Source organism: Paenibacillus sp. FSL P2-0089 (assembly GCF_038595095.1).
Taxonomy (GTDB): Bacteria; Bacillota; Bacilli; order Paenibacillales; family Paenibacillaceae; genus Paenibacillus_AQ; species Paenibacillus_AQ silagei.
In genome coordinates, this window is sequence record NZ_CP152006.1 from 2994742 (window position 1) to 3010651 (window position 15910).

General features: G+C 54.6%; 13 protein-coding genes. 9 read left to right on the forward strand and 4 right to left on the reverse strand.

Annotated elements, in window-relative coordinates; translation table 11 throughout:
- Positions 1-190 precede the first annotated feature (190 nt).
- The 3 genes from NST69_RS12220 to NST69_RS12230 all read left to right on the forward strand — a co-directional run bounded on the left by NST69_RS12220 (position 191) and on the right by NST69_RS12230 (position 4168).
- Positions 191-913, forward strand: coding sequence for an MgtC/SapB family protein (locus NST69_RS12220; protein WP_340980845.1), 723 nt, complete (start codon positions 191-193; stop codon positions 911-913).
- 82 nt (positions 914-995) lie between these two features.
- Positions 996-1988: an aldose 1-epimerase gene (locus tag NST69_RS12225; protein ID WP_339257444.1), complete on the forward strand. Its 993-nt coding sequence runs from the start codon at positions 996-998 to the stop codon at positions 1986-1988.
- Positions 1989-2356: 368 nt separating this feature from the next.
- Positions 2357-4168, forward strand: a complete 1812-nt coding sequence (locus NST69_RS12230) for an LTA synthase family protein (protein ID WP_342549428.1) — start codon at positions 2357-2359, stop codon at positions 4166-4168.
- Positions 4169-4183: 15 nt separating this feature from the next.
- Here NST69_RS12230 and NST69_RS12235 read toward each other — a convergent pair whose 3' ends face one another.
- The 4 genes from NST69_RS12235 to NST69_RS12250 all read right to left on the reverse strand — a co-directional run bounded on the left by NST69_RS12235 (position 4184) and on the right by NST69_RS12250 (position 7429).
- Positions 4184-5185, reverse strand: coding sequence for a hypothetical protein (locus NST69_RS12235; protein ID WP_342549429.1), 1002 nt, complete (start codon positions 5183-5185; stop codon positions 4184-4186).
- Positions 5182-6189, reverse strand: coding sequence for a hypothetical protein (locus NST69_RS12240; RefSeq protein WP_342549430.1), 1008 nt, complete (start codon positions 6187-6189; stop codon positions 5182-5184). Before NST69_RS12240 ends, NST69_RS12235 begins: the two co-directional genes overlap by 4 nt.
- Positions 6186-7100, reverse strand: a complete 915-nt coding sequence (locus NST69_RS12245; RefSeq protein WP_342549431.1) for a WYL domain-containing protein — start codon at positions 7098-7100, stop codon at positions 6186-6188. Before NST69_RS12245 ends, NST69_RS12240 begins: the two co-directional genes overlap by 4 nt.
- 140 nt (positions 7101-7240) lie before the next feature.
- Entirely contained in the window at positions 7241-7429 is a 189-nt protein-coding gene (locus NST69_RS12250; protein ID WP_036729349.1) for a hypothetical protein, read from the reverse strand.
- A 216-nt stretch (positions 7430-7645) separates the two neighbouring features.
- On the opposite strand from NST69_RS12250, the gene NST69_RS12255 reads away from it, so the two are divergent.
- From NST69_RS12255 to mmsB, 6 genes are all read left to right on the forward strand, one after another.
- The gene (locus NST69_RS12255; protein ID WP_209873140.1) at positions 7646-8659 is read left to right on the forward strand and encodes a substrate-binding domain-containing protein; all 1014 of its coding nucleotides are present in this window, start codon (positions 7646-7648) and stop codon (positions 8657-8659) included.
- A 21-nt stretch (positions 8660-8680) separates the two neighbouring features.
- Positions 8681-10546: a sensor histidine kinase gene (locus NST69_RS12260; RefSeq protein WP_342549432.1), complete on the forward strand. Its 1866-nt coding sequence runs from the start codon at positions 8681-8683 to the stop codon at positions 10544-10546.
- 21 nt (positions 10547-10567) lie between these two features.
- Entirely contained in the window at positions 10568-11782 is a 1215-nt protein-coding gene (locus tag NST69_RS12265; protein WP_342549433.1) for a response regulator, read from the forward strand.
- Between the two features lie 205 nt (positions 11783-11987).
- Positions 11988-13097, forward strand: a complete 1110-nt coding sequence (gene chvE / locus NST69_RS12270) for a multiple monosaccharide ABC transporter substrate-binding protein (protein ID WP_036729338.1) — start codon at positions 11988-11990, stop codon at positions 13095-13097.
- A 101-nt stretch (positions 13098-13198) separates the two neighbouring features.
- A complete protein-coding gene (mmsA, locus tag NST69_RS12275) occupies positions 13199-14728 on the forward strand; it encodes a multiple monosaccharide ABC transporter ATP-binding protein (RefSeq protein WP_036729336.1) in 1530 nt (509 codons plus the stop codon).
- Between the two features lie 6 nt (positions 14729-14734).
- A complete protein-coding gene (mmsB, locus tag NST69_RS12280) occupies positions 14735-15898 on the forward strand; it encodes a multiple monosaccharide ABC transporter permease (protein WP_036729333.1) in 1164 nt (387 codons plus the stop codon).
- Positions 15899-15910: the final 12 nt, after the last annotated feature.

The window sequence follows — 15910 nt, forward strand, 5'->3', positions numbered from 1 at the left end:
TCTGAAACGGACGATGTTCCTTGCCGGAGCCTTAGGCAGTACTGCCTGAAGCTCCCGGTTAGCGGGGATAGGGGTCCGTTTCTTGTTTTGACCGGGCAGCAGAAAATTTCAGTAAAAGTTGCAGCGCATTTCAGGTATACTGATTCTATGTGCCATGACGGGCGAGGAAGGAGGAAAATAAATTATGAATATGGACCTGCTGCATATGGAATCAATCATCAAGCTGCTTGTGGCCATGCTGTTCGGGCTGTTCATCGGCATTGACCGCCAATTGAAACAGAAACCGCTGGGAATCCGGACCAGTATGGTCATCAGCATCGCCAGCTGTCTGGTAACCCTGGTATCTATTCATGCGTATGACAAATTCGGCGGAACGGATCATCCCAATATGGACCCGATGCGTCTGGCGGCGCAGATTGTCAGCGGTATCGGTTTTTTGGGAGCGGGTGTTATTCTGCGCAGAGGCGGAGATGCGATCTCCGGCTTAACCTCGGCCGCGCTGATCTGGACGGCATCCGGTATCGGAATTGCAGTTGGCGCAGGCTTTTATGTAGAGGCGGGTTATGCGGTTATATTGCTTATGTTCGCGGTTAACGCTGTGCCTCTGCTTATCAAAGCCATCGGACCTGAAGTGCTGAACAAGCACGAGATCTCCATCAAAATCATTATGGAACCGAACTATATCCTGACGGATGTGATTCAGAAGATTGAGCAGCGGCATGTCATGACCGACCAGCGCAAAACGCGCAAAACCGGCCGGACCATCCGGCGAATGAAGATCAAGGATCTTGAGGATGGCAGGCAGATGATCGACATGGTCGTTTCTGCGCCAGACAAGGATTATGCTACGGAAATCTATTATGATGTGAAAAAAATCGAGCATGTCATGAGTGTCGAAGTCGAGCAGCTGTAAAAATGGCATGTTGCCATTCCGGCAGATGTGGTACTCTATCTATGAGAGAGTCATTTTGATCATATGGAAGGGGATTATTGTAATGACACCGATTACAGCATTTGAAGGACACTATGAGGGAGAAGCCGCTGTCTGGCTGAAGGCCGGCCGTTATGAAGCGGCTATTCTGCCAGGCATCGGCGGGAATCTGATCTGCTTCCGTGATACTGAGAGCGGTTACCGTTTCTTGCATGAGCCTGGCGCGGAAGAGATGGAAGCGTTCAAGGCGAACCCGGGTATACATGGTATTCCTGTACTGTTTCCGCCGAACCGCTATGAGGATGGAGAGTTCCCGTGGAATGGACAGACCTATCATTTGCCTGTCAATGAAGCCAAAACCGGCAATCATCTGCATGGCTTCCTACATACAGCAGCATGGGAGGTAGAGGAATTCGGCACCGGCACAAGCGAAAGCTTCGTCACTGTAGCGATCAAGGTGGATGAGAACCATCCGTCCTATCAGTATCTGCCGTTCAAATATACGATCAAGCTGCGCTACACGCTCGGTGAAGGCGGCCTGTCCCAGCAGCTGCTGGTCCACAATGACGGCGATGTGCTGATGCCTTGCCTGCTGGCGTTCCATACCGCTATTAATGCTCCGTTCGCCCCAGGCAGCAGCGCGCAGGATTACCGTGTTAAGCTAACGATCGGCGAACGCTGGGAGCTTAACGAGCGGATGCTGCCAACCGGCAAATTCCAGGAGCTGACTGCTGATGAGGTAGCTCTGCGCGGCGAAGGATTGTATCCATTCTACGCGTCTATGGACAACCACTACACCGCAGCTGCCCAGAATGGGCGGAACCGGATGGAGCTTACCGACCGCAAGGCCGGAGTTACGCTGGTGTATGATGTGGGTACCTCGTATAAGCAATGGATGATCTGGAACAACGGAGCAACCGAAGGCTTCTTCTGTCCTGAGCCGCAGATCAACCTGGTGAATGCGCCAAAGGTGGATCTGCCTGCTGATGACATCGGCTTGTTCGGGCTGGAGCCTGGGGAATATTGGGAGGAGAGCAGCCGGATATACGTGAAGTAAGTAGGGGGTCTTGAAGCGATAAAACCCTCTCAGGGGTTATCCGTGGCTGCAAAGAAGGTTTGACTTCCGGCCGCTGTTAGGTTTGTATTTCCTGATTTAAACTGCTGTTCGCAGTAGAAATACAAACCTAAAGGCGAACGCTATCGCTCCTCCAGTTCAAACTTCTCTTCCGCCACTTCACCCTGAGTGTATATTACAAATTCAGTCTATCCCGCTGGGATGAGAATAGAAAAAAAAGAGAAGAGCAGCGTCTGATGTATGGATGCTGCTCTTTTTTGTAGCGTTGTACTCATTTGGGAAATGAATTTTAAGGCGGTTTTAAGCTTAAAGGCGTATACTACTCCTTTAATAGTTAGGAGTGAATGAACTTGTCTCGGATATTGCCATCGAAGCGTTTGTTGTATTTGTTGATCATTTTACTGGCTATAGGATTTGGGCTGAATTTGTTTTTGCAGGCTGCTTCTTTTCGGTTGGATGTGCTTCATGCGCTAAAGTGGGTTGGGGCTTATCCTTGGCTGTATTGTACCGGAAGTCTGTTTATATTCTTCATCCTGCTCTTAAGCTCAGTGATTGTACCGAATGCGTATGCGGGGCCGGCGGTGGTCTCGGCGCTGTTCGTGCTGCTGGGGATTGCAAGTGATCAGAAGCTGGCTACGAGAGGCGAACCGCTGTTTCCGTGGGATCTGATGCTGCTGAAGAATGCCGAAGGAATGAGCAAGATTACCAGCGGGATGATCTCTCCGTTTGCTATAGGGACCGCTGTTCTGCTGGTTGCCGGTCTGGTCCTTGTGATTATTAAGCTGCCGAAGAACCGGATCAGACTGTCCTTACGCGTGACGCTGGCGGGGATCTCTGTGGGGCTAAGCACATGGTTTCTTGTGCTGGTCACCGGTCAATCTCCTGTGGTTGCAGCAATGAGCTATCAGAACATCTTCTGGAATCAGAAGGTCAATTATACGCAGAACGGGTTCGTCTATGCGTTCGCCGGGAATCTGCGGCAGAGCCTGATGGACAAGCCGGAGGGCTACAGCCGCGAAGCGGTTGAAGCGGTAGCTGCCAAGTATTCGGCATTGCCGGAGGCGCCGGTACAGGCCGCGCCAGGGGAACAGCCGAACATTCTGTTTATGATGAATGAGGCGTTCTTCGATCCTACGCGCCTGCCCGGATATACGCTTAGCGAAGATCCGCTGAAGTTCATCCATGGGGTGGCGGGGCAGACGCCGTCCGGTTATTTGCTGTCCCCGGAATTCGGCGGCAATACGGCTAATGTGGAGTTCGAGGCCCTGACCGGGCTGTCGATGTATTTTCTGGGGGATGGAACGATTCCTTATCAGCAGCGCATCGTCAAAATGTCCTCCCTGCCGTCAATCGTCAGCATTCTGAAGGACAGAGGGTATGAGGCACTGGCGTTGCATCCGTTCGATGAGACCTTCTATAACCGGAACCGTGTCTATCCGGTGCTGGGGTTCGACCGCTTCACAAGTGAGAAGGATCTGCCGGACGCTGACCGCCTGACTCCAGAGGGGTATGTCTCGGATAAAGCAGCTGTACAGGAGGCGGTCCGGCAGCTTCAAGAGGCATCAGGCCCGGCATTCCTGCATCTGGTGACGATGCAGAATCATTTTCCATTCGTCAAAGGCGTGAACGGACCGAACACGATCACCGTCCAAGGCGGACTGCCGGAACAGAAGGATGAGCTGGAGACTTATGTGCAGGATACCAAGCTGACAGACGAGGCCATGGCTTATCTCCAGCAGGAGCTGCTGAAGATCAAGCGGCCCACTATCGCGGTGTTCTGGGGAGATCATCTGCCTGCGCTCAGCGCCGGGATCTATACCGCAGCAGGCTGGGATCAGGAGCCAAGGCTGAAGCATGAGACGAAGCTGTTGGTACTCGCTAACTTTGAGATCGGGAAGGAGCCGCTCGGGACGCTTAGCCCGGCCTTTCTCGGCCCTGCGGTCTTCCGGTTATCCGGGCAGACGCTGCCGGCCTTTTATAAGCTGCTGGAGCAGGTACGGGCTGAAATTCCGGGACTTAGCAAGAAGGTGCTAATCGGGCCGGGCGATACCGGAACTCTGAAGGAGCTGACCCCGGAGCAGCAGGCGCTGCTGGCTGACTACCGTCTAGTCGAATATGATCTACTCGAAGGGGAGAAATACGCGGAGTCTCTGATGTTCTGAGCACTCCGCCGTGGCTTAGCGCAGCCCCACATCATGGAAGCGGTTCTCGATCGGCTCACGGAGCAGTATGCGGATGGACTGGATCGCTGCGGTCTCTATACGCTGTGCTTCCCGGAGGAGTGGAAGCAGAGATTGGGCATCCAGCGAACATGGACCCTCTGGAGCTTGTACAGTCTGCTTGCATAGAGTGTGCGTTATTTGATTATAGACAGCAGCCAGAGCTGCATAATGCTCTGCAACGCCTTCAACTTCGGGCCAATATTGGCTGGCTTCTTTTGCGTAGGCTGCAGTGTCCTGCTTCAACCCTGCATAGAAGAGCAGCGTTTCATAAGCTCCGGCAGCATCGTAGGTCCCGTCCGCCAAGGTTTCTTGCATCGCATCATAGGCCTGCAAACCGCAAGCGTATTGCGATTCCGGCAGCATCAGATCATGAACCTCTGCCTTATACACCGCCTGGATGAAGGACTCTCTGAGCACCTGAACGATATCCTTGCGGATCTGGCCTTCATAGATTTGGCCATACCAATATGGCGATTCATTCCTTCCGAATTGCTCGTAAGGCAGCTCCAGTTCTGCGGCAGAAGCATTCTCTGTGTAATAGAAAAGCTGTCGTTCATCATCACAGCGGGTAATCACTATGAAACGGTCCTTCCAGCAGACCACACCGGTGCCTTGCTCAAGTGATCTGCGGATTTCTGAAATAGCCTGCTTCTGATAGAGAGGGAAGGTAGGGCTGAAGTTAAAGCCTGCACCCTGCATGGCGATAATACCAATCAGATCTGCTGCTACGCAATGTTCAGCCGCCCAGTTATATGCCGTAGCAGAATCCGGGTGAAGCTGCCTGTGTACCGACAGACGGAAACATAAGGCCGTCATTCCGGCCAGCATGGGCTTGGAGAGTGTGAACCAGCCTTTGGCCGACAGGACCTGGTGCATCGCATCTGCAAAAGAAGAAGCGGGCGGCACACGCGGCTGATCCGCAGCGGCTGAAGCGTGCTTATTATGATGTTCATTCATCGTGCGGTGTGCGCCCCCCATCTGGGCAGTGTGGACCGCTTCCGGTCCGGGTACTGCCCAGAAATTTTTGTAACCTGCTGCATCGCCCTTTCCTCCAGCTCCAAGGCCTTCTTCAAAGCAGAGCAGAGGGAGGGAAGCTGAACTTGCATTAGCAGCTTGCCGCTGTTCTTCTCAGAGATTGCAGCCGCGAGCGGTCCCCTCAGCCCCTCCACCAGCTCATCATACAAGCGGCTGACTTCCTTAAGACCCGGTAATACGGACTGAACCTCCCGCAGATAAGCGGAGATTTCGATCCGTGAAGTCATGTACGATTCAAGGATGTAAATAGCGCCGTAGCTGTCGAATCCGCCCTGCTGAAGCGCCCGGATCAGGAAGCTGTAGGCCAGGCGGCCTGAACCGAGGCTTGAGTCAGGGAGTGTTTTGTGAGGAGTCTCCCAATCCTCCAGCGCAAGCCGAAGTGATTCAAGTACAGTATCCTGCAATGGAATCATCACCCGCTCTCCGACATACATACAGTCCCAGAAGGGCGTGAAGTTAAGGCCGAAGTTATCATACAGCACATATTGTGTCTCACCGGACCAGCCATCCTGTACATAGAACACCCGGTCATCCTCATCATAACCATGAATCACTCCGAATTCCGGTATCCAGTAGAGGCAGGCCAGACCGCGGTCCAGACTCTGCTTGACACAGTCAATAGCGATCCGTTGATACGCCCCGAAGGAATCATGTCTGGTTCTCCCGCCGTCATCCACCAAGAAGATCCCGAGGTTGTCGACAGCCCGGCGATGCTCTGTGCCCCACTGTCCGTAAGCCGTAACAGACATGGGGAGGAGCTTCTCATGTACGGTGAATTTGAAGGCCATGCCGCTTAGCCCGGAGAGCAGAAATTTTGGACCCTCGAATAACCCGGCGGCAGTCAGTACGGCATAGAGCGCATCGGTAAAGGATTTCGATTCACGCTGCATCCGGACGTCAAGGATTACACCTGTTCGTTTGCTCACTGTTCATTCTCCTGTTCATCCAGGCGGCTCACTACTGTCTCACAGATGCTGCGGAGCTTCTCCTTCAGCCATTTGGGGGCCAGGAGGGCACTCCACTCCGAGTGGAGCAGATGTGCAATGAACGCGCTGGTATCATAAAAATCAACTTCATAGATATCCTTGTCAGCGGCGCGAAGCTGGTAACCTCCCCAAGACGGCTCCCGGGGTATTCCGGGTAACCGGATTCTTGCCGTGAAAGGCTTCAAGGGTCTGGCCTGCCCGGCTGGAGCTGCAGGACCGTTCTCCCCGGCTATAAAAACCTTGCTGGTCAGTGTTAGCTCACGGATGCCCGACAGGTTGTAATACTCACTCCGCCCGTCTCCTTCCACAGCGGCCACGAGATAATCATCTTCAATCCGCCGGCTTAGCTGTAGGGGACAGAGATACAGCTCCTGCGGGGGATCCTGCCCGTTCCGGTAGAGAACATGGACCACCCTGCGGGCCTGGATAGCCTGCTCTAGCATCTCCATGACCTGCAGTCGGTGGGGATTCACTTCAAATACAGGCAGCTTAATCTCCCTGTCCGCAAGCGGCTGCGCCGTGAACCGCTCCAGCAGACCGCCCACCTTGCGGATGGTCTGGGCGTTCTCATAATCATAGTGACTATACCGGTAAGCCAGATATTTCAGCACCCGCTGCTCCTCGTCCGTAATGTACAGATGTGGGAGCACGAAGCTGTTGTCCTCATAGATATATCCGCGCTGCTTCGCTACATAGCGGAGCGGGGCCCGCAGCGATTCCGCCAGGTATTCAATATCCCGCTGGGCCTGGCGCCTGGAAATCTCGAACTGCTCCGCCAGCTTGCTGCTGTTCGGATAAGTAAGCTGGCGGACCTGCTGGTCAAACCACTGAATCCGGTGAATATGGCTCATGCTGCTCCCGCTCCTTTCTGTCAGCCTCCAGTATAGCTGGAGATGGTGCTTTAGACCAGCGTGAGCGTTCCTCTCAAAGAAACAAGGATGCCCCGGCATCCATGCACGAAGCATGAAGCATGGAGCATCCTTGCGTCAATTTACTTGGTTGCTGCGTCCACTCTAACCTGCGTCGCTTTGTCGCAGCGCTTGCAGACCTTCAGGGCGCTGCCGTCGGATTTTATTTTGGTGTAGAGCAGCTTGATCCGGGTGGTCCCGCAGACCGGACAGGTGCCGCGTCCACGGGAAGGAAGGGTCCAGAGTACCCGTCCGCGTTTGGTTTTTGACATTCTTGTAATCCTCGTTTCATTGAATTGATGGTACCTGTCCAGTATAGAACAAGCGGTACGACATAAAATGTCGTAGCAGATAACGAGTTTTTAACATTGGCCCAGTAACATAATTGACGGAACGGCTGCCAAGCCAGTAGACTAGATTGGACATAGATGGAAGAACCTGGGGCCCTAGGGCCTTCAGCATTCATTGTTATGAAAGGGGTTACATATGTGAAAAAGCTTGGGCTTGTCTACGTGCTGCTAATCGGCATCTTCGTACTTTACGTGCTGAATTACAAGCAGCAGGGGAATGCGGCAGACCCGTGGGAGACTGCGGGACTGCGCGGCAATATTGAGGACAAATATGTGATGGTTACGTTCCAGATCGGCATAGATTACTGGAAAAGCGTGCTGAAGGGCTTCGAGGACGCCGCAGAGGAGCTAAATGTATCCGTCGAGTATCACGGCTCCACCCAGCATAATGCGAGTGAACAGATGACGGTGCTGGAGCAGACCATCGCCAAGAAGCCGGCGGGAATTGCCATCTCGGCCGTGAATTCCAAGCTGCTTACAGCGACGATTAACAAGGCTGTGGAGAGTGGTATTCCGGTGGTGCTGTTTGATTCGGGAGCGGAGGGCAGCAAGGCGTATTCCTTCCTGGGAACGGACAATTATAATGCCGGAACGAAGGCGGCGCATAAGATGGCCGAGCTGACCGGGGGCAAGGGCGAGGTAGCTATTATCACCACACCGGATCAGCATAATCACCAGGAGCGGACGGACGGCTTCACGGACACAATTCGCAGCAAATACCCGCAGATGAAGCTGGTGGCGGTTAAGGATGGGCGGGGAGATCAGGTGGCGTCCAGGGAGGCTGCCGAGCAGCTGCTGGTGCGATATCCGCAGCTGGCGGGAATTTTTGCCACGGAAAGTAATGGAGGCATCGGGGTCGCGGAAGCTGTGGATGCCACCCCTGGGAGCGGACCGGTCCCGCAGATTATCAGCTTCGATACGGATAAAGGCACACTCGATCTGGTGAAGGAAGGCAAGATTGCCGCAACCATGGCCCAGGGCACCTGGAATATGGGTTATTGGTCGCTGACCGAGCTGTTTCATCTGCACCGTGATCTGGAGGCTGATCCTGAGGCCTATGCCAATAACAAGCCCCTGCCTGTCCCCGATTCTGTAGATACCGGAATTGATGTGGTCACGCGGCAGAATGTGGACAATTATTATGCCAAATAGGCGGCAGAGGGGGAGCCTGGGATGCACAAGACCGGCGTGAGCATGGAGAAGCTGAAGCTGAATAATATGCCGATCCGCTATAAGCTGATTATTCACTTTTTGCTGATTAGCATTCTGCCTTCCATTGGACTGGGGCTGTTGATTGGCTGGACGGTGGACCGGATCGTGGAGGAGCAGAGTACCGAGAACACGATGCAGCTCATCCGCAAGGTAAATACCGCCATAGAGAGTGATGTGGAGAATCTGCAGAAAATTACGTACCTGATCTCGTTCGATCCGGGCGTCCAGAAGTTCCTGAAGGGGGCTTCACCGGCTCCGGCACAGCCGGACCCCGCAGCGGGCAATGGGGAATCGGCGGAGTACAATATCCGCAAATTTCTGCAGGGCTTCACCACACTCAGCTCCGAGATAGCAGGCATCATGCTGGTCAATCGTGAAGGCGATTTCATCAGCAACGAGATGTATACCCGTTCCGGTACCCGGCTGACGGAGGAGAGCTGGTACAAGCAGGCGGCAGAGAATAAGGGGATCTTCCTGATCGTCGGGCATCCGTATGGCCGTGCGGTCAGGTCCCATGTGGACTATAAGGAGAGCGAGGTGGTCTCTGCTGTACGGGCCATTGTGAATCCTGAGACGCAGGTGGTCCAGGGTGTGGTGCTGGTGGATCTGAAGCTGCGGGTGATCGCGGAGACGGCTAGAGATGTCACGCTTGGCAAAACCGGATATCTGACGGTGGTGGACAATCGCGGAGAGATGATTTACGCGCCGCAGCACCCTTTAATGCGTAACATCCCGGCAGGTCTGTTCACCGAGTCCTCGGGCATTACCTCGGAGACAGTAGACGGCCGCAAGCTTCAGCTGATCTACCGGACCTCGCCGTTTACCGGCTGGACCACGATGGGCGTGTTCCCGATGGATGAGTCGGCTTATGGAATCCGCGAGATTACGTTCAATGTTGTCACGTTTGTATTTGTGGTCTGTATGCTGGGCATGACCGCCTCATTCTATCTGGCCTATTCGATCTCCCGTCCTATCGGCCAGCTGGCCTCCTTCATGAGCAAGGCACAGTCCGGTGATCTGACGATCCGCTACTGGGGCAGCCGTTCCGATGAGATCGGGCTGCTCGGCCGCAGCTTCAATACGATGCTGGCCCAGATTAGCCGGCTGCTATCCCTGACCGAGCTTCAGGCGCGGCAAAAGCGTGAGGCGGAGCTGCGCAGTCTCCAGGCGCATATCAAGCCGCATTTTCTGTACAATACGCTGGATACGATTCACTGGATGGCCCGCAGCAAGGGAGCGAAGGATATCGCCGAGGTCGTCCAGTCCCTCTCCAGGCTGTTTCGGCTCGGCTTAAGCAAAGGGAGCGATATCATACCGCTCTCCGATGAGCTGGAGCATATCGTCAGCTATCTGAAAATTCAGCATGTCCGTTATAGCACCAAGCTGACCTATTCCATTGAAGTGGAGCCGCACTTACAGGAGCTGTATGTGCTTAAGCTGCTGCTGCAGCCGATGGTGGAGAACGCGATCTATCACGGCATCAAGGAACGACGCGGCCCCGGCCACCTCTCCATTGCAGTTGTAGAACGGGACAACGACCTGTATCTTACCGTACGCGATGATGGTGCAGGGATGTCTGCGGATAGGCTGAAGGAGCTCAGACAGCGGCTCGAAGCGGTTGGCGCAGAAGAACTGGAGCGTACGGAGACGGACATGGCTGTAACAGGCACCGCAGGAAGCGGCTACGGCATATTGAATGTGCAGGCGAGGATCAGGCTGACCTACGGAGTGCCGTACGGGATCCAGATTGAGAGCGGACCGGGGCAGGGAACTCTTGTAACCGTATGTCATCCGGTTGTTCGTGAGCATTACCCTGAGAAGGATTAGGACAGAGAGGATGATCCGCAGATGATGAACAAATGGAAAGTAATCATTGCCGATGATGAGCGCATTATCCGGGAGGGCATCCGGCAATGCGTGGACTGGGATAGCCTGGGCATGGAGGTGACGGCAGAGGCAGAAGACGGGGAAGAGGCGCTGGAGCTGGCCGTGGAGAATGCCATTCATATCGCCCTGGTGGATCTGAACATGCCGATAATGCATGGCATGGAGCTGATGAAGCGGCTGCGGGAGGCACTGCCCGGCTGCAAGATTATTGTGATCACCGGCCACGATGAATTCGCCTATGCCCAGGAGTCGATCCGGCTGCAGGTGAATGATTATATTCTCAAGCCTGCGGAGCCGAAGCAATTGATGCAGGTGCTGCGGGGCGTCCGCGATGAGCTGGAGTCCGAGCGGCAGCAGAGCCAGCATCTGGAGCAGGCTTCCCGGCAGCTGATGAAGAACTTCCCGCTGCTGCGCGAGCGCTTCTGCCAGGAATGGCTGGATGGTAATCTGAGCCAGGCGGAGATCCGGGAGCAGCTGCAATTCCTCAAGCTTCCGCCGCAGCGGCCGGAGCTGATCGGCATCATCCGCTGGCGGTGGGAGGGCCAGCATCCGGCGATGAAGGAGAAGGAGCGGCAGCTCTTCTTGTTCGCCATAGAGAATATCGCCGCCGAGCTGTTGGACCCTTATCCCAAGGTGATGTTCCGGGACGCCGCCGGATTGATCGTTATCCTGCTGTGGGATGCCGCCGGTGAGCGCATCCTGGCCGGAGTGGAGGCCGCAGTGCGCAGCCATCTCAAAATCGCTGTTGAAGTCGGCACGCGGCTGATCCAGGGAGAGATTACAGAGCTTGCTGCCGCTTACCGGAGCTGCCGGGTGGCGCTGGTCAAGGAGCAGCCGCTGTCCCCGCTCGTCCGCCGGGCGAAGCAGCATATCCAGGAGCATTACAGCGAATGCGAGCTTACCCTGGAGGCCACAGCAGGCCTGCTTCAAGCCTCCCCGGTCTATCTGAGCCGCCTGTTCAAGCAGGAGCTGGGCGAATCCTTCGGCACTTATCTGACCCAGACCCGTATCCGCCGGGCCGCCCAGCTTCTGCATTCAACCGACCTCAGTATTAACGAGGTGGCGGAGCAGTCGGGCTATGAGACCCAGCATTATTTCAGCACGGCCTTCAAGAAGCAGACCGGTGTGGCGCCGCTGCAGTTCCGTAAAGGGGTGCAGGCTGAGGTACGCAAGTAACTGAAGATACTGGATGAATAGTGGGGAATGCTTCAGTAGCCATCTATAGGCGAGAGGGCATTCCTTTTTGCATATAAAAAGTTATATTTTCACAAAAACAGTAGCCTCAGTGTAAATACGGCACCTGCCCCCGGTTGCTATACTCGATTTGTCACACGGGAACACCTGTGGAAGACATCAGAATAGTTCAGGGGGTAGTGCAGGAATGAAAAAATATTCAATGATCACGCTTCTGCTAACACTGGTACTCATCTTATCTGCATGCGGCAACAGTGGTAATTCATCCAGCAGCGCTGGCAGCTCTTCCGGCGGCGGGGATACATCGAAGGGCAAGGTGGGCATCGCGATGCCGACCAAATCTTCGGAGCGCTGGGTGAATGACGGCAACAACATGGTCAAGGAGTTCGAGAAGCTGGGCTACGGCACGGATCTGCAATATGCGGAGGATGTGGTGGAGAATCAGGTCTCGCAGATTGAGAACATGATCACCAAAGGTGTGAATGCAATTGTAATCGCTTCAATTGACGGTGAGGCGCTGACGGACGTGCTGCAGAAGGCGCATGATGCCAACGTTAAGGTGATCGCTTATGACCGTCTGATCAAAAAAAGTGAATTCGTAGACTATTATGCAACCTTCGATAATTTCAAGGTGGGTGTGCTGCAAGGCTCTTACATTGAAGAGAAGCTTGGCCTGAAGGACGGCAAAGGCCCGTTCAACATCGAGCTGTTCGGCGGATCGCCGGATGACAACAATGCCTACTTCTTCTTCGACGGCGCCATGTCGATTCTGAAGCCATATATCGATTCCGGTAAACTGGTGGTCCGCAGCAAGCAGCTTACGATGGATAAAGTAGCTACGTTGCGCTGGGACGGCGCTGCCGCCCAATCACGGATGGATAACCTGCTGAGTGCGAACTATGCGAGCGATAATCTGGACGCCGTCCTGTCTCCTTACGATGGCATCAGCATCGGTATTCTGTCTTCGCTTAAGGGTGTAGGCTACGGCTCCGGCGATAAGAAGCTTCCGGTAGTTACCGGACAGGACGCCGAGCTGGCTTCCGTGAAGTCCATTCTGGCCGGAGAGCAGACTCAGACAGTATTCAAGGATACCCGCGAGCTGGCCAAGAAGGCAGTGGAGATGACGGAGAGTGTGCTGAAGGGGACCGAAGCTGAAGTCAACGATACCACCACCTACGACAACGGGGTCAAAATCGTCCCGTCCTACCTGCTGGAGCCGGTCTCTGTGGATGCGGGCAATGTGGATAAAGTGCTGGTGGACGGCGGGTACTACACCAAAGAGCAGCTCGGACAATAATAATCAGCAGCAATTCTCGCGGTTTCCCGGCGGCATCTAACAACGATAATATCTGCCGGAGAACCGCTGCACAGTCACAAGGAAAGCTGGGTGAGAGGCACATGAGCGAAATTATTTTGGAGATGAAAGGCATTACCAAGACATTCCCCGGCGTCAAAGCGCTCTCGTCAGTCAATCTGCAGGTGAAGGCAGGCGAGATCCACGCTCTCTGCGGAGAGAACGGGGCAGGCAAGTCCACGCTGATGAAGGTGCTTAGCGGAGTGTATCCGCACGGGACGTATGAAGGGGATATCTATTACCAGGGGCAGGTATGCCAGTTCAAGGATATCAAGGACAGCGAGGGCCTGGGGATCGTCATTATCCATCAGGAGCTGGCGCTGATTCCGTATTTGTCGATTTCGGAGAACATCTTCCTCGGCAATGAACAGGCCAGACGCGGGGTGATCAACTGGAACGAAACGACGGTCAAGACCAAGGCGCTGCTAACCACCGTCGGCCTCAAGGAATCGCCGTTTACAGGAGTTTCTACGATAGGTGTCGGCAAGCAGCAGCTTGTAGAGATCGCGAAGGCGCTCTCCAAGGAAGTGAAGCTGCTCATTCTCGACGAACCGACAGCGGCGCTGAATGAGGATGATAGCGAGAACCTGCTGCTGCTCATTCTGGAGCTGAAGAAGCAGGGGATATCCTCGATTATCATTTCCCACAAATTGAACGAAATCGAGAAAATAGCGGATTCCGTCACGATTCTGCGGGATGGACAGACCATCAAGACCCTGGATATGAAGCAGGATGCCGTTACAGAGGATGTCATTATCAAAGGCATGGTCGGGCGCGATCTGACGAACCGTTACCCTGAGCGCACACCGGATCTGGGAGAGACGATCTTCGAGATCCGTGACTGGAATGTCTATCATGAGACACAGGCGGACCGCAAAATGCTGGATCAAATTAATCTCCACATCCGGCGGGGTGAGGTGGTTGGCATTGCCGGGCTGATGGGCGCAGGGCGCACGGAGCTGGCGATGAGTGTGTTCGGCAAGTCATATGGCAAGCGGATCAGCGGCCAGACTTTTATGCACGGCAAGGAAGTACACCTGAATAACATCAGCCAGGCGATAGAGCATGGGTTAGCCTACGTGACCGAGGACCGCAAGCATTACGGCCTGATCCTGATCGACGATATCAAGCGGAACATCTCGCTCAGCAGCCTGAAGAAGCTCTCCCGCCATGGCGTCATTAATGAGAACGAGGAAGTGCTGGTCGCAGAGGAATACCGCAAGAAGCTGAATATCAAGACCCCCAGCATCCTGCAAAAAACCGTGAATCTCAGCGGCGGCAACCAGCAGAAGGTGGTGCTCAGCAAATGGATCTACGCCCAGCCGGATGTTTTGATCCTCGATGAGCCTACGCGGGGCATCGATGTCGGGGCCAAATACGAAATCTATTCCATCATCAACAGCCTTGCCGCAGAGGGGAAGGGCGTGCTGGTCATCTCTTCCGAGCTGCCGGAAATCATCGGGATGTGCGACCGGATCTACACCATGTGTGAAGGGCGGATCAGCGGGGAAGTGGAGCGGAAGGATGCGTCGCAGGAGCTTTTGATGAAATTTATGACACGAAGCAGGGGGTAACACCGCATGGGAGCCATTAGTGAACTGTTCAAAAAAAATATCCGCCAATACGGCATGATCATTGCCTTGATTTTTATTTCGGTGTTCTTTCAAATTCTGACCGACGGCATTCTGCTGAAGCCGCTGAACGTGACCAATCTCATTCTGCAGAACAGCTACATACTGGTGCTGGCTATCGGGATGGTGCTGGTAATCATCACTGGGCATATCGACCTCTCGGTCGGCTCGGTAGCTGCCTTCATCGGCGCCCTGTCGGCCATTATGATGGTGGATATGGAGCTGAATCCGGTACTGGCCGTAGTCATCTCGCTGCTGATGGGCGCGCTGGTCGGGGCCTGGCAGGGCTTCTGGGTCGCTTATGTCAAAATCCCGGCGTTCATTGTTACCCTGGCGGGCATGCTGCTGTTCCGGGGTCTGACGATGATCGTGCTGAACGGGCAGTCGATTGCACCTTTCCCGAAGACTTTTCAGAAGATCAGCTCCGGGTTCATTCCCGATGTCGCAAGCGTGGGCTCGCTGAATGTGCTGACCCTGATCATCGGCGTTCTGCTGTCGCTGCTGGTGATCTATCAGGAAATCCGCAGCCGCAGGATCACGGTGAAGTACGGTTTTGAGCGGTCTGCGGTCTGGATGTCCGTTGCCAAGGCTGCTGCGCTGGTGATCGTCATCAACCTGTTCACCTATGTTCTGGCACAATATAACGGGATTCCTAATATCCTTGTGATTCTGATGGTGCTGATCGTATTGTACTCCTTCGTCATGAACCACATGACCATGGGGCGGCATATCTATGCCCTGGGCGGCAATGAGAAGGCGGCAAGCCTCTCCGGCGTCAAAACCAAACGGGTGACCTTCTGGGTATTCGTCAACATGGGTGTACTCGCTGCCCTTTCCGGTCTGGTCTTCGCGGCCCGCCTGAACTCGGCTACCCCTAAGGCCGGTACGAACTTCGAGCTGGATGCTATCGCTGCCTGCTTCATCGGCGGAGCCTCCGCGTCCGGGGGAATCGGAACCGTAGTCGGTGCTATTATCGGAGGTCTGGTCATGGGCGTCATGAACAACGGCATGTCGCTCGTCGGCCTCGGCGTAGACTGGCAGCAGGGGATCAAGGGACTGGTGCTGCTGCTTGCCGTAGGCTTTGATATCTATAACAAGTCGAAGACAGCCTGATAGTAAGATAGA